Genomic DNA, 15311 nt, shown 5'->3' on the forward strand with positions numbered 1-15311 from the left:
GAATGGTTGTTCCTTTCATTGCCAGCCGAGAACAAAAAAAGTATCACCCGCGCGGTGATTTTTTTGCTCAGGCGGGTGAGAGCGTCACCCAGTAACCGCTCAAGTGCCCTGAAACGTGCACGGGATAGGTTTGCGCCAGCATGTTCAGCGAACGTTGGGTGTCCGTGATGGGATAGGCCCCGGAAATGCGCAAGTCGGCAATGGCCGGATCACAGCGCACGAAACCTCGGCGATAGCGCGCCAGTTCGACGACGAAATCCGCCAGGCGCATCTTGTCGGCCATCAGCATGCCTTGGGTCCAGGCACCGACGTTGCGGTCGGTCGGGTTCAGTGAGCCGAAGGCCTGCGATGAAAAGTCGGTGCGCTGGCCAGCGTTGACGATGATCGGCGTGCGCTGAGGGCTGTCGGCCAGTTCGACCTGCACGGCGCCTTCGAGTACCGCGAGTTGGGTGCGTGGCTGCCATTCACGCACGGTGAAGCGCGTGCCCAGCGCCTGCATCCGGCCCTGACGGGTGCTGACCAGAAAGGGTCGAGGTTGCGCGGCGTTGTCCGGTGCGGTCTGCACCAGGATTTCGCCTTCGCGCAGATTGATCAGGCGCTGACGGGTGTCGAACAGGACGTCGATGGCCGTGTCGGTGTTCAAGGTGATCTGCGAGCCGTCGGCCAGGGTCAATTCGCGGCGCTGGCCCACGGCAGTGTGGTAATCGGCGGACCATTGCTGCGATTGCGCCAGTTTCCAGCCGCCCCAACCGGCGGGCACCGCTGCCAGCAGCAAGGCCAGTTTGCCGAGGGCTGCGCGGCGCTCCGGGTTGCTCGGGCGATCCAGCGCCGACATTGCCAGCGCCGGTGGCAGGCCGCCAAACTTGCTTTGCAGCAATTGGGCGCGGGCCCACGCCCGATTGCGCTCGGGGCTGCTGACTTTCCAGTATTCCCATTCCGCACGCTCGGTTTCACTGAGGTCGTTTTCGCTCAGGCGCATCAGCCACTCGGCGGCTTCTTCGAGGATTTTCGGATCGAGCGGCGGTTCACTGCGACGCGTGAGCATTCATTCCACCAGCATCAGGCACTGCACGAAAGCCTGTTTCATGTAGCGCTTGACGGTGATCAGCGAGACGTCCAGCTGCTCGGCGATGTCGGCGTATTTCAAACCGCCGATCTGCGACAGCAGGAATGCGCGTTTGACCAGTGGCGGGAGGGTATCGAGCATGGCGTCGATTTCGTGCAGGGTTTCCAGCACCACGAAACGCAGCTCGGGCGAGGGCACTTCCGGCGCCGGCAGATGCGCGAGGGCATCGAGGTAGGCGCGTTCCAGTGCCTTGCGTTGATACCAGTTGATCAGAATGCCCTTGGCCACGCAGCTCAGGTAAGCCCGGGGTTGCTCGATGGCCGTGACCTGGGAGGCGAGGATCCGGGTGAAGGTATCCTGCGCCAGATCCGCCGCATCCATGGCGTTACCCAGTTTTTTCTTCAGCGTGTTGTACAGCCAGCCGTGATGGCCGCTGTACAGCGCTTCGATCACGCGCAGATGGTTGTCGTTGTTCGCGGGAAGGGTTTCGCTCATGGCTGCAGTGTTTTGCAATTGAGAAGTATTCCCAATGCTAGTGTACAAAGAGCCCGTGACGCAAGCGCGAATCAGCATCCGTTTTCAGCTGCGGGGCATTCTCATCAACGCGTCCACCATGGCATCGATTTCGGCCTCGGTGTTGTAGGCGTGCAGCGATGCGCGGCTGACTTCCAGCAGGTCTCGTTGCTGCATGTCGAGCATCGTCGAGCGGAAGGTAGAGGTGGTGACGTTGATGCGTTTTTCCTGGCCGGCCAGCCACTCCTTGACGTGCGCCGCGCTGGCGTTCTGGCAGGTGAAGGTGACGATGCCCGACTTGATGGAACCCATGTCTTGCGGTGTAACCCCCGGTACGTCAGCCAGACGATTGCGCAGGTGCGCCGACAATCGTTGAATGCGTTGCCACATGGGCTCGATGCCTTGCGCCAGGGCGTAACGGGCCGCCGTGCCCATGCCCAGTTTCGCGGCAACGTTGCATTCCCAGTTTTCGAAGCGTCGGGCATCGCCGCGAATTTTGAAGGTGTCCGGGGTCAGCAATGAAGCCGCGTGCAGGTCGAGAAACGCCGGTTCGAGGTTTTCGCACAAGGCTTTTTCGACATAGAGAAACCCCATGCCCCGAGGGCCACGAAGGTATTTGCGGCTGGTGGCAGCGAGCATATGGCAGCCGATTTTCTGCACATCGATCGGCATCTGCCCGACGCCCTGACAGGCATCCAGCAGAAACAGAACCCCGGCCGCGCGGGCGAGGGCACCGATCTGTTCGATGGGCTGCACCGGGCCGCCGTTGGTGGCAATCACCGGCAGCGACACCAGGGCAACCCGGTCATCGCCAAGCATGTCCCGCAGCGCCGGCAATGACACCTGACCCTGTTCATCGTTGGGAATGACCCTGATCTCGATCCCGCGCTGTTGCTTGAGTTGCAGGTAGGGAATGTAGTTGCCGGCGTATTCGGTGGTCGACGTCAGCACCACATCGCCGGGCCGCAGCGGCAATGAATAGAAAGCCATGTCCCAGGCGCGGGTCGCATTCTCGATCACCGCAATCTCGTCGGAACGGGCGTTGATCAGTTGGCCGATGGCGTCGTAAACATTTTCAACTTCAACGGATTGCTGCCCGGCGGCCTCGTAACCGCCGATCCGGGCTTCAAGTTGCAGATGACGGGTCATCACCTCGATCACCGGGTCAGGCATCAGCGCCGCACCGGCATTGTTGAAGTGAATCAGTTGCCCGACACCCGGTGTGTCGGCGCGCAGTTGTTCAATGTTCAAAGCAAACTCCTTGATCAGTCGCCCGGCGGGATCTGGCTCGGTTGCATGACCATGGGCCGATAGCGCAACGCAACGATGGGAATCAGCGCGAGGACGTAGGCGAGGCAGACAAACAGGTAGGTGTACTGCAAACCATAGACCTGGCTGAGCAGGCCACCTGCCGAGATGCCGGCGATGGACGCAAATTGCGCTGTGCTTTGGGCAATGCCCAGCACGTAGCCTTGGCGCGAGCTGTCGGCGGTTTTGGAAATCAGCGCCATCAATACCGGCGTGGTGGCGCCCAGCAATACGCCCCAGATGAAGTAGGCGCCGACGAACACGATCGGATTACGCGTGATGCCGGCCAGTGCCGTGAGCGCAATGCAGCCGATCACGACATAGGTGATGCGTTGCAGAGTGTCCTGCTGACTGCGGTGTTCGAAATAACGCGACCACGCCGTTGCCGACAAAATGAAGCCCAGCGCCAGCAAGCCATAACACAGCCCGACCACTGAATTGCTGACCTCGAACACCGAGCTGACATACAGCGAGAACGACGTCTGCGGCAGCATCCGCGCCAGCAGCAAAATGCCCATGACACCCAGCAGCGACAGCAGCGGCGTGCCTTGCCAGACGCTGCCACTGTGACTGCTTGGCGTCGCTGTATCCGCAACCGGGGCCTTCTTCACCGGCGGCACGTCCGGCAGCGTGACGGCCGCGACCACGGTGCAGATCGCGCACAACACCGCCGCGCTCATGTTGATCCAGAAGAACGTCGCGTAATCGAGGATCAACCCGCCAACCACTGCGCCAAGCAACGAGCCGACGTTGGTGGAAATCTGCAGGATCGCGAACAGCCGCGCCCGCCGCGAAGGCGCTTCGATGCTCACGCCATAAGCCTGGGCCGGCGCGATATAGCCGGCAAAGGCGCCTTGCAGGAAGCGCAGGATCAGGATCACCCAGATGTCGCTGCACAGGGCCAGCCCAAGCTGGGTCAATGACAGGCCGGCGAGGGCGCGGATCATCATCAACTTGTGGCCGTAGCGGTCGCCGATACGGCCCCAGAATGCACTGGTCAGAATAATGCCCAGCATCGGCCCGACGTACACGGCGATGCTGGCGAAGCTGAAGAGCGAGTCTGACGAGGTCAGCCCACGCAGGTGGACGGGCCAGAACGGCCCGCTCATTTCCATCGCACCCATCGAAATGAGCTGGATCGCGAACAGAAGATAGATCAGGACTCTTACGCGCGAACCCGCGATGGCACCTGCATGGGTCATGGGTCAGCCTCGGTTATTGAACGACATTGAGCGGGTTGGTCAGCGTGTGCTGAATCCGGTAGTTGGAGTACTGCATCATGTGCATGCGCAACAACGAACGGGTCGGCCACGGATCATTGAGGAAGGCCTTGCGCTCGACTTCCCACAGCTGCGGCGCGACACGCTCGCGCACTGCGGCGAAGGCCAGTTCGGTCTCTTCACGCAGAATGTCCCACATCCGGTTGTTGTCCAGCGCGTACTCCTTGGTCAGCCACAGGGCCATTTCATGCAGGTGCGTGAGGAACGCCGCGTCGAGCACGAACATGCGCACCGGCTCGATATCGCCCTCGAACACCGTTGGCAGAATGCCCGGCTGCACATGCGGTTGCAGGGTGTAGCCGCGTCCCTCCAGCAATGGAGCGTAGGTCCTGCCGTCGCCGAAATCACGGATCAGCAGACTACGTGCTTTGCCATCCGGGGAAAACAGCACCATCGTGTTCTGCTGGTGCGCCTCAAGCCCGATGCCATACATCAGGTAGATCGCCACCACCGGGTGGGTGACCACTTTGGCGTATTGGCGGAACCAGTCTTCAACTTGGGCGACACTGGCCCGAGCACCGTCGCGCTCGATCAACTCGGTGAACAGCGGTCGGCTGTTGCCGGGCAGTCGTGTGAACAGCGACGCCACGGTGATCGGCAGGCACTCATCGCTACGCTCGAACGCTTGCTGACTGGCACGGAACACCACTGACAGGTGCCGGCCGGGGTGGTCATCCTGGGTGATCGCATTCTTGTAGCGCACGCCGATTTCTTCCGGGAAGATTTCCAGGCGTTGCTCGAAACCGTTTTCGACTTCGAGGATTTTCGTGATGACGGTGCTGATGCGCGGCCCCATGTGGATCGACTTGGCCTGCAGGCTGCGCAGCTCGCTGGTCATCCACACGGCAATCGGCAACTTGATCAGCGGCGCGCTCTCCTTGAGCACCGGCATCATCGTGCGGTACGACATGGTCGGCAGGGTCTGGATGTCCGGGCCGTCGGTGATCAGGATGCCTTCTGCGATTTCCGCCGCGAAGTTTTTCAGCACGTAAGCCCGCAAATGCCATGAGTGAATCGGCAGCGGCAACCACTGGGATTCGTCCAGGCCCTTGTCGTTGAGCGAGGCCTTCCATTGTTCCCATTGAGTCGGGAAGTTGCTGGCGAACCAGCTGTGATAGTCGGTGACGTGAGGCATGCTTTCGCTTTTCGCCATGTCGGCCCGCAGCGCGGCAATGCGCAGCGGCACTTGGGCGTTGAACTCCGGCGACAGTTGCTCGACTTCTTCGTCGCTCAGGCCCGGCCGGGCTTTCCACGTCGGATAGTAGGGGTGACCCTCCAGTGAGCCCCATTGGTCGAGGAGGATCGCGGCGTCCTTGGTGCTGGCGTGCTGGCGCAGGTAATCGGTCAGGCTGTCGAGGCCCTGCTCCCGGGCGGCGGCGGCCAGTCGTGCGTTCCACTGCTGGCGATGCTGACGCGCGTGAGCGTCGTTCATCAGGCTGTTTTCCATGTCCGACTTGAGCCCGGCGATGCCTTCATCGGTCGGTTCGAAATCGAAGCTGTCGCGCAGCACATCCAGCAAGTCGTGATGGGTGTGAATCACCTGGCGTACGCCTTCATCGGTCACCAGCACCACGTCGCCGTCATTGACCACGGTGTCGGCCGGACCCTTGGCGATGTCGGAGAAAAACACATGGGAGCGGCCGTCTTTCAGCGCGTAGGTGGCTTCGTTGCCGGCCTCGGAGAAACGCAGCCCCGAGCGATCCAGAATGTTTTCGGCAAACAGGCAACGGATCATCCGTCGCAGGGCGTTCTTGCGGGAGTAGGCGATGAGTGTCTTGAAGTCATCCATATCAGCTATCTGCTCGTCGAGAAATTAATGAAATGTTGAATCCGCTCACGCCGTGCGCGGCCAGTGGCGGGGAAGTAGTCGAGCGCCGAGTCGCGCAGGCCCTGCATATAGGAAACGCTCCACTGCAGGACTTCTTCGATGTAGGGGACTTTCAGTTCGAAGCGCCGGGCCATTTCCACCAGCAGCACGAGGCCATAGGCGACGTCTTCGTTGAAGGCACGGCTTTCGCGCTCGATCACGTAACCGGCGCGGTTGTCGTCGGCCGGAATCATCGGCGCGAGGATGTCGTTGTAGGCCTGGTTGGTGCGCAGGATCGACAGCATGCTGCTCTGATCGCGGATCTGCTCGCCGTAGGCCTCGACGATTTCCTGCTTGAGGGATTTGACCGACGACAGGTCGATGCCCAGGCGCTGGCTGATCACGCTGCACAGTTCCTGGCTTTCCTGATCCATGCGTTCGAGGAAATAGGCGCCCAGCTCGGGGCACTCGGTCCACCAGCACATGCGCTGCGGGAAGATCTTGCGATGCCACTGGCCGTAGGGGCCGATCAACCCGTAAATCACCGAGCTGTGCATGATCGGATTGCCCGGTGTCAGGGTGATTTCCAGGTAGTGGTCGAGCATCGTCACGCAGGGGCCATAAAGCGTCGTGAGGATGTCCTCCAGGTGGTGCCGTGATTGCGCTGATTCCCGGTCGTGCAGAGCGACATACAACTGGCTCTTGCCGCCGCCCATCTTCACCGACACGCCCGGCTTCAGATCGAACGCCGTGTGTGGCACATCCTTCATGCCCCAGATCACTACGTTCGAGCGTTCGCCCAGCGAAGCTTCCGCCAGCCAGTCGAAGCCGCAGAATCCAGGTATCGCGCCGACGTACACCGGTTTGCTCGCGCTCAAATGCGGCGCGATGGCTTGCAGGGTTTGTGGTCGAGCGTGGGCCGGTACGGTGATGATCACGATATCGGCGTCGGCCACCACAACGCTGGCGTCGGTGCTGACCTGATCCGGCAGTGCGCTCAGCGTCGAGCCGTCCGGCATCAGCGCCTGCATCGGCAGGTTGGCGAGGTGCCGGTCGACCACTTCCTGATTGTTGGTGAGCATCGAGACCTGAACGTTAGGCAACTGCTTGAACAGGATGGCGTTCAGATGCCCGGTCCGGCCTGCGCCGCAGATGGCGACTTTCAGCGGTTTCATACAGAGACTTTCCTGTGTGGGAGGCGCGTCAGGCGACGCTCAATTGCAGGGGAGTGGCGTCGGATTCCAGCCAGCGGGTCTTGCCCAGCCAGCGATCCAGTTGCGGCGCGACATCAGGGTCCAGCAGGTCCCGTTCTTCCAGCCATTTGTCGTCGAACACGGTGTGCAGGTATTTTTCGCCGCCGTCGGCAATCGGCACCACGACGTTGCCGGTCAACGTGCCTTTGTGAATCAGCTCCAGCGCCTTGTAGATCGCACCACCGGTCGAGCCGCCGACCAGCAGGGCCAGGTTGCGCGCGATGTAGCGGGCGGTTTCGAAGGCCTGGGAATCGGTGACTTGCAGGCCCAGGTCGATACAGCTGTAGTCGAGCACAAGGCCAACGGTATCTCCGGCCGGGGTGCCGGTTCCCGACTGGTAATACGGATAGCCGGGATGGCCGAAGACAATGGAACCGGCCGGTTCGACGGCGACGGTGACGATGTCCGGGTTGTGCAGTTTCAGACCCCGTGCGATGCCGGTCATCGAGCCGCCGGTGCCGACGCAACCGACATACGCGCCAATGTGGCCACCGGCCTGAGCAATGGTTTCACGGACGAAATCGCTGTAGCCGCCGGCGTTGGCCGCGTTGTCGGACTGATTCATGAACACCGCACCGGGGATCTGCGAGGCCAGTTCGGCAGCCAGACGCTGACGCTCGACCACAGCCACTTCGTCTTCCCGATAGGTCCCGGCGACAAAGCGAATCTCGGCACCGAGTGCCTTCATCACCGCAATCTTGTCCTGCGCCGCATGGTGATCGACCACGGCAATGAAATGCAGATCGAACTCCACGGCCGCCATGGCCAGGCCGATGCCGGTATTGCCGGAAGATGATTCAACGACTACGCCACCGGGTTTCAACTTTCCGGACTTGAGCGCCGCTAAAACCATGTTTCGCGCCATACGGTCTTTAATACTGCCGCCGGGGTTGTTCTTCTCTATCTTGAGCAAAAGCCGGGCGTTGGTATCCGGAACATCGATGCCCAACATTGGTGTATTGCCAATAAGATCCGAAACTTTATTCAGTATCATCTGGACGTCTTCCCTTAATAGTCAGGTGTGAATGCGTAGTTACCTTCCGTACAACATGTCGCCATCAGTCGCTGCGGCAACGGGTGGCGATGAAATTCGTTTTCCAGCAAGTCCATCTGATAACCGGCGGTGTTGGCGTAGATCAATAAGTCGCCGGTCTGTGGTGTTGTGTCGAAGTTGATCAGGCGGTGAGTGATCACATCATCGTCCAGGCAACTATGGCCGGCGATATAGGCTTGCATCGGAACAGGTTTCGATTCTTTTGATGTAATAAGAATTGGATCGACAAGGTATTCAGACGAGAACCAGGTTTCGCACGCGCTGAAACTGCTGCCTTCGGCAAAGATCACAATTTTGTTGTCGGCCAGTTGTTTGGTTCGGGTGACGCGGAATACTGAAATGGCTGCTTGATCCACCAGGCTTCGGCCCGGCTCCAGTGCCAGTTTTATATTCTGGCTCTTCAAGTAACCGGCAATGGTTTTTCCCGAGGAATGATCCGACTCCAGGAATAACTCCAGCCACTGGCAAGCCGTCAGACTGCTGCCATAAGGATAAAAAGAGTCGGGAACTCGGCGGTTCTGATAATGACTCGGGTTGTTTTCGTTCTGCAAAAAACTGTTGTAATCCTGCGGGTCTACATAGCGCATCGGCAGGCCTCCACCGATGTCGATCATGACCGGGTCGAGGCCCATTTCCCTTGCCGCATCGATGAAGCCGGTGACTTCACGGAAAGCCTGTACCCGGGTTTCGTAGCCGTAGCCGCCGAGGTGGAAATGGAACCCTTCGACGTGGAACGACTCACGTTGTTCGGTCAGCACTTGCAGGCACTGAAACAAATCCTCCGCGCCCATTCCGAAGCGGCTCGCCGGGCAACTTGTCGGTCTGTAACGCAGCAGAATCCGGGCTTTGGCCGGTGGTTGCGAAGTGTCGAGCAGCGCCTTGAGATGGCTGAACTCTTCCAGTGAATCCACACAAATCAGCGATCCGCCTTGCAACAGTACCTGATGAAATGCTGCCGTTTTGGCCGGCCCGGTCGCACACAAATGTTCCGCCGGCGTTCCGGCGCGCAGTGCCGCTTGCAGCTCAAACAGGCTCGATACGTCGGTGCCAATGCCCGAAGCCGATGCCGCAGCAAGCAGGCACTGCGACTTGTTGGCCTTGGCTCCGTAGAAAATCGCGTAGTCGACTTCGTGTCCTTTCAACACCGATTGCAGCGCCTGAACGTTGGCCTCAAATGCATGTGGCCATACCAGATTCAGTGGGGACCCGTGTTGGTTAACGAGTTCAACAAGTTTTTCCGGAGAATGTTTAAGTAGATTGGCGATAACAGGGTCAATTAACGGTTTCAGCACTTTTGGGTATTGAACTTCTGCTATTTCTTTAGTTGGCGGCGCAATTAATTCAGGCATAGAAAACCTCTGGCGTCGATAATCGCCATGTGCAGGTCGACAACTAATCTTTGTCGAATCGTGTGTTCTTGCTGCTCGTCAGATACGAGTGTTTAAAGAGGTGGAGGCGGATGACAGATCCGCTCTGCAAATAAACACGGGGCATGTTCTTTCATAAAATTTTCACAAAACTGTTTCATGAGAACCCCACTCCTTAAGGTTCAGGCAGGCAAGGAGAGGGCCAATGACTGATGGCCTTGTCTCTTTTGAAGTGCCATTACCTGACATGTAAATGACATCATTGCGCCGAACTTTCCGTGAACAAAATTTCAGGTCTTGATTTGAATCCTGACCCTGTCAGCGGCTCGAACAATATTGCGAACAGGAACGATTATCAAGTAAGGTTTTCAAATATTTTTGAATGAACACACACAACAGGGGAGTGCGAAACCGTTTGTTCGCATGCTCAATTAATCGCTCGCGTGTTGATTTTAAAAACCTTCAACGCCTTGTTATTCAAGGTGTTGGCGGTTGATTCAAGACACCCGGATTCAACCCGGTTTTTCCCCTGTAACAGGTGTTCGAATTTTTTTGAAAACCCACGACTGAAGCACGCTCAGGAGAGTCCCGATGACTGTTCGTCACAGCACCAACGCCACGCTTCCCATCAGCTACCTGTTCGTTCCCGGCAACCGGCCGGAGCGCTTTTCCAAAGCGGTCGAGGCCGGGCCGGACGCGATCATTCTCGACCTCGAAGATGCCGTTCATCCGAACAGCAAAGCCGTGGCCCGGGCATCGATCTGGGCCTGGCAGCAGAGCACGCCCGAAACCGCCAGCCAGCGTTACATCCGCCTGAACAGCGTCGGCAGTTCGCTGTTTCGTCAGGACATGACCTGGCTCGGCGACATGCGCTACCCCGAGCGCTGCGCAGGGATTTTCCTGCCCAAGGCCGAATGCCCCGAGAGCCTGTCCCGCGTGGTTGAGCGCCTGCTGGAATGGAACCCCGACCTGCAAATCGTCGCCATCATCGAGACTGCCAAGGGCTTGCATCAGGTCGAGGCGATTGCAGCGATTCCCGGCCTGGCGCGGCTGGCATTCGGCTCGCTGGATTTCTCCCTGGACATCGACTGCAGCCAGATTCCCGAGGCGTTTCTGTTCGCCCGCAATCGCATCGTGCTGGCGTCGCGGGTTGCCGGATTGCCGGCGCCGATCGATGGTGTGACCCCGGCCATCAGCGACATGGCGATAGTCGAGCGCGACTCGCGTTATGCCCGGTCTCTGGGCTTCGGCGCCAAGTTGTGTATCCATCCTGCGCAAATCGCCACGGTGCAGAAAGCGTATCTGCCCAACGCCCGCCAACTGGCGTGGGCGGACCGGGTCCTGAACGCCGTGGCCGGGGGCAGTCATGCGGTGCAAGTCGACGGCGAAATGGTCGATCTGCCGCTCATCGAACAGGCGCAACGTCTGCGGGACATGGCCAGCCAGTACGCGCTGGTCGCCAACGCGGATGCCTGCTGAAACGGGGGCCGAATCATGGGACATGGTTATCAGATTGCCTTGCGTCCACTGTGCGACGTGCGGCAATCCGAACAGGTCGATCCGCTCAACGTGCAACGGCTGCGCGAGGCAATCATCCAGGCCGGCCACTGGCTGGAACCGATCATCGTCGAGTGCTCCCGGGGCATCGTGATGGACGGCAATCACCGGTTCAACGCAGCGCGGGCGCTGGGGTTGAAACGGGTGCCGTGCATTCAGCTCGACTACGCCGATCCGCGCGTCTGTGTGCGCCACTGGCAAACCGGGCAGGCGTTCGAGGTGGCGCGGATTTTCACCACCATCGAGCGCGGCGAACTGTTCCCGTACAAGACCACCCGGCACGCGTTCGATCCCGCGCTGCCGGTGATCTCCATTCCGCTGCAATGCCTGTACGACTGACCGGCGTCGGAGGGTGGGCATCACAGCCCGCTCTCTGGACGTTCTCCCCAAGCAAAAAAAATATTCAGCGACGCTGATACTTTTTCGATTGCCGGCTGGCAAATAGGAGTCATTACCATTTTCAGCCACCCGAGAAGGACCCGAACTCCATGTCTGTTGCAAGTCGACCCTGCAGTGAACGCGCACTAACACTGGCCATTCGCACCGCGATGCTGAGTTCAATTCTGGCCGCAGGAAGCGCCACTGTCTGGGCAGCAGACCCCGAACAACCGGAGCAAAAGGACGCCGTTACCGCCGAAGCCCTGACCCTGGATACCACCAACATCACCGGCACCTACAACAGCGCGACCGCATTACCGGAAGTGCTTGCCGGCGGCCAGGTCGCCCGGGGCGCGCGGCTCGGGATGATGGGCAACAAGGACGTGATGGACACGCCGTTCAGCGTGACCAGCTACACCGCCAAAACCCTCGCCGACCTGCAAACGGTGACCGTGGCCGATGCATTGGAGCGTGACCCTTCGGTGCGTTCCACCGGGCAGACCGGCGGCATCGTCGACTCGTTTTTCATTCGCGGATTCGCGATAGGCGAGGGCAACCTCGGCGAACTGGCCTACGACGGTGTGTACGGCGTAGCCCCGAACTACCGGGTGTTCACCGAATACGCCGAACGCGTCGAAGTGCTCAAAGGGCCGGGCGCGCTGATGTACGGGATTTCGCCCAACAGCGGCGTCGGCGGCGTGATCAACATCGTGCCCAAGCGGCCACTGGACGAAGACCTGACCCGCTTCACCGGCACTTACGCGTCCGACTCGCAAGTGGGCGGGCATCTGGACGTCAGTCGACGTTTCGGCAGCGAGAACCAGTTCGGCATCCGTTTCAACGGCAGCACCCAGGGCGGCGATACCGCGATCGACAATCAGGAGCGCGCACTGGACATCGGCGCCATCGCCCTCGATTACAAGGGCGAACGGTTGCGCCTGAACCTGGATTACATCAGCCAGAAAGAGAGCTTCGACGCGGCCTCGCGACCGTTCACCATTGCGCCGGGTGTGAAGGTTCCGTCGGCGCCGAACGGCCGCACCAACCTGCCGCAGGACTGGGGCTGGTCGGACACCAAGGAACAGTCGGCATTGCTCGGCGGCGAGTACGACCTCAACGACAACCTGACCGTGTTCGCCCACGCCGGCGGCGGTCGCTCCGACGTCAAGCGCATGTCCGATCAGGTGCCGAGAATCCTCAATGACGCCGGCGACACCAGTAACATCCCCGGCTACTACAAATTCAACGTCGATCGTTCAACGGCTGACGTGGGGATGCGCGCGCTGTTCGCCACCGGTCCGGTCACTCACACGACCACGGTCATGGCGACCCGTTACCAGGACGAGCTGTCCCGGGGCATCAACAACGGCACGGAAATCCGCTCGAACATCTACCATCCGGTGGACGTGCCCAAGCAGTACATCAGCTCGCCGAAAGTGCTGCGCATTTCCGAATCGGAGCTGTCCGGTGTCGCGCTGACCGACACCCTTGGCTTTCTTGATGACCGCATTCAACTGACCCTCGGCGTGCGCCGTCAGGACATCGAATCGCGTAACTACAGCGTATCCGGTTCGGTCAGTTCCCGTTACGACGACAGCGCCACCACACCGCTGGCGGGCGTGGTGGTCAAACCATGGGAAGACGTCTCGCTGTATTACAACTATGTCGAAGGCCTGAGCAAAGGTGACATCGCCCCCGGCACGGCAGCCAACTCCGGTGAAACCTTCGCACCTTACAAATCCAAGCAGCATGAAATCGGTGTGAAGTACGAGCACGGCACTTTCATGACTACCCTGGCGCTGTTCCAGATCGAGAAACCGAGCGGCGAAATCGGCGCCGGCAACGTGTTCTCGGTGCAGGCCGAGCAACGCAACCGTGGTGTCGAGTTGAGCATGTTCGGTGAAGTGGCGCCGGGCACTCGCCTGATGGGCGGCGTGACCTTGCTCGACGGCGAACTGACGGATTCGGCCACCGCTGCCAACCGTGGCAACAAACCGGTGGGCGTGCCGGATGTGCAGGCCAACCTCTGGGCCGAGTGGGACACCCCGTGGGTCGAAGGTTTCACCCTGACCGGTGGCGCGATCTACACCGACAGCCAATACGTCAATCAGGCCAACACCCAGGAGCTGCCCTCCTGGACCCGCATCGACGCCGGCGCCCGTTACGCCACCAAGATCGAAGGTCGGCCGACGACATTCCGCGCCACGGTGCAGAACGTGTTTGATCGTGAGTACTGGTCGGGCGTTGCGTCCTACGGCGCGTTCTCCCCGGGCTATCCACGCACGTTGCAGTTGTCGGCGACCGTCGACTTCTGATCGGGAGGTGCACTTGATGGCGGAGCCGTCGAGTGCGCCTTCTTCTATATATAGCTACGCACAGCGGCTGATCATAAAAAGGAGCATTCGAATGTTAACCAGCCCGGCATCGACTTCCTCTGGCAAGCAATCGCAGTTCCCGTTGGCGAAAGGTCAGCGAGCATTCGATTTCGAGCGCAGCACCAATGAGCACATCCGTGAACTGCTGCATTATTACGGGCTGCGCACCAGCCTGATCCGGATCAAGGTGATCGATGCCTTGCTGGTGGCTGCACGTGAAGGACGCGCCGTTGGCGGGCGTGGGGTGCATGGTTATCTGCAGGCGTTTGTCAGCGGGATTCAGTTCATCAGCGTGAGGGAAGTGCTCAAGCGTTTGTGCGAGGAGGGCGTTATCGTGTTTCAGCCGGACAAGAGTTATCGGTTTACCGGTGAGGCGTTCTCGCTGCTCGAGCAGCATGCTGGCCGGTGACATTCGCTTGTGTTCAGCCAGATCAAGACCACCTGTTTAGCCGCAGGTGGTTTTGTCGTTTTGGGGATTGATCGGACCGTTATCTATGTACGGTTTCCCTGTTTCAGTGGAGCCGATCGAAATTACTGAACTGCGCAAAAAGTTGCGCAGTTGTCCGTAATAAAATCACGGTCAAAACCCCGGCAGGCCTTGCCAATCAAGGCTTCCAGCCAAGTGCGCAAGAAGTTGCACAGTACTGCGCAACTTCTTGCGCACTTTTTCGCTGTTTCCTACAGCAAAGGATGGAAAATTCTCACGCGAGATTCGTAAGCCCTTGATGGGTAATGGCCATGTGATGGCTGGCACGACTTTTGACTCCTCCTTTGCCGCCTGGACAGGCAATCACGCCTTCCGGTCCTGTCTTTTGAGCAAGGAGAGCATCCCATGGCAACACCTACCAGGAAGGCCACGAAGACCAGGTCATGGTTCAGGCTTTCACCCACGACGTGATCATCCCGCGTGACCCGCAATCCGGTCAGCCAACCGGTCAGCGCGTGCACAAGCCAGTCGTGATCACCAAGGTCTACGACAAGGCTTCGCCTCTGCTGCAAGCGGCTCTGACCTCCGGCGAGCGCATGAGCGAAATCGTTATCCAGTGGTACCGCACTTCGGCTCAAGGTACCCAAGAGCACTACTACACCACCAAACTGGAAGACGCGATCATCGTCGCCATCAACAACAAAATGCACAACTGCCAGGATCCAGGCAACGCGCACTTCACCCACCTGGAAGAAGTGCAGTTCACCTACCGCAAAATCACCTGGACCCACGAAGTCTCCGGTACTTCGGGTTCCGATGACTGGCGTGCTCCAGTCGTTTAATTACGGCTGACGGTTGTACCGCTTCGGCCGGTTTCGCCGGTCGAGGCACCTTTACAACTCAAGGATTTTTCGACGTCAGATCCT

The 15311-nt window shown here is 59.6% G+C and carries 12 protein-coding genes and 1 pseudogene; 5 read left to right on the forward strand and 8 right to left on the reverse strand.

The features are described from left to right. Nucleotides 1-67 precede the first annotated feature (67 nt). From R1A29_RS11300 to R1A29_RS11335, 8 genes are all read right to left on the reverse strand, one after another. Entirely contained in the window at nucleotides 68-1045 is a 978-nt protein-coding gene (locus R1A29_RS11300) for a FecR domain-containing protein (protein WP_438301506.1), read from the reverse strand. Then, nucleotides 1046-1561, reverse strand: a complete 516-nt coding sequence (locus tag R1A29_RS11305) for a sigma-70 family RNA polymerase sigma factor (RefSeq protein ID WP_085708459.1) — start codon at nucleotides 1559-1561, stop codon at nucleotides 1046-1048. An 84-nt stretch (nucleotides 1562-1645) separates the two neighbouring features. Then, entirely contained in the window at nucleotides 1646-2830 is a 1185-nt protein-coding gene (locus tag R1A29_RS11310) for an aminotransferase class V-fold PLP-dependent enzyme (protein ID WP_438301507.1), read from the reverse strand. 14 nt (nucleotides 2831-2844) lie between these two features. Continuing rightward, nucleotides 2845-4089 (reverse strand): MFS transporter, encoded by a 1245-nt coding sequence (locus R1A29_RS11315; RefSeq protein WP_438301508.1) that lies wholly within the window; start codon nucleotides 4087-4089, stop codon nucleotides 2845-2847. 13 nt (nucleotides 4090-4102) lie between these two features. Continuing rightward, a complete protein-coding gene (locus R1A29_RS11320; RefSeq protein WP_438301509.1) occupies nucleotides 4103-5956 on the reverse strand; it encodes an IucA/IucC family protein in 1854 nt (617 codons plus the stop codon). A 5-nt stretch (nucleotides 5957-5961) separates the two neighbouring features. Continuing rightward, complete coding sequence (locus R1A29_RS11325; RefSeq protein WP_438301510.1) at nucleotides 5962-7149, reverse strand: NAD/NADP octopine/nopaline dehydrogenase family protein; 1188 nt, start codon at nucleotides 7147-7149, stop codon at nucleotides 5962-5964. A gap of 28 nt (nucleotides 7150-7177) precedes the next feature. Next, nucleotides 7178-8221 carry a PLP-dependent cysteine synthase family protein gene (locus tag R1A29_RS11330; RefSeq protein WP_305836300.1) on the reverse strand — a complete coding sequence of 348 codons (1044 nt, stop codon included), beginning with the start codon at nucleotides 8219-8221 and terminating at the stop codon, nucleotides 7178-7180. Between the two features lie 14 nt (nucleotides 8222-8235). Next, nucleotides 8236-9630 carry a Y4yA family PLP-dependent enzyme gene (locus R1A29_RS11335; protein WP_438301511.1) on the reverse strand — a complete coding sequence of 465 codons (1395 nt, stop codon included), beginning with the start codon at nucleotides 9628-9630 and terminating at the stop codon, nucleotides 8236-8238. Between the two features lie 609 nt (nucleotides 9631-10239). On the opposite strand from R1A29_RS11335, the gene R1A29_RS11340 reads away from it, so the two are divergent. The 5 genes and pseudogenes from R1A29_RS11340 to R1A29_RS11360 all read left to right on the forward strand — a co-directional run. Further along, nucleotides 10240-11127 carry an HpcH/HpaI aldolase/citrate lyase family protein gene (locus R1A29_RS11340; RefSeq protein WP_438301512.1) on the forward strand — a complete coding sequence of 296 codons (888 nt, stop codon included), beginning with the start codon at nucleotides 10240-10242 and terminating at the stop codon, nucleotides 11125-11127. Nucleotides 11128-11142: 15 nt separating this feature from the next. Beyond that, the gene (locus tag R1A29_RS11345; RefSeq protein WP_438301513.1) at nucleotides 11143-11544 is read left to right on the forward strand and encodes a ParB N-terminal domain-containing protein; all 402 of its coding nucleotides are present in this window, start codon (nucleotides 11143-11145) and stop codon (nucleotides 11542-11544) included. Between the two features lie 149 nt (nucleotides 11545-11693). Next, a complete protein-coding gene (locus R1A29_RS11350) occupies nucleotides 11694-13898 on the forward strand; it encodes a TonB-dependent receptor (protein WP_438301514.1) in 2205 nt (734 codons plus the stop codon). 91 nt (nucleotides 13899-13989) lie between these two features. Then, the gene (locus tag R1A29_RS11355; protein WP_438301515.1) at nucleotides 13990-14367 is read left to right on the forward strand and encodes a fe2+ zn2+ uptake regulation protein; all 378 of its coding nucleotides are present in this window, start codon (nucleotides 13990-13992) and stop codon (nucleotides 14365-14367) included. Between the two features lie 419 nt (nucleotides 14368-14786). Next, a pseudogene (locus tag R1A29_RS11360) lies at nucleotides 14787-15227 on the forward strand (Hcp family type VI secretion system effector); the annotation flags it as partial. Between the last annotated feature and the right edge of the window lie 84 nt (nucleotides 15228-15311).

The organism is Pseudomonas sp. NMS19W (genome assembly GCF_051554255.1).
Lineage (GTDB): Bacteria > Pseudomonadota > Gammaproteobacteria > Pseudomonadales > Pseudomonadaceae > Aquipseudomonas > Aquipseudomonas kribbensis.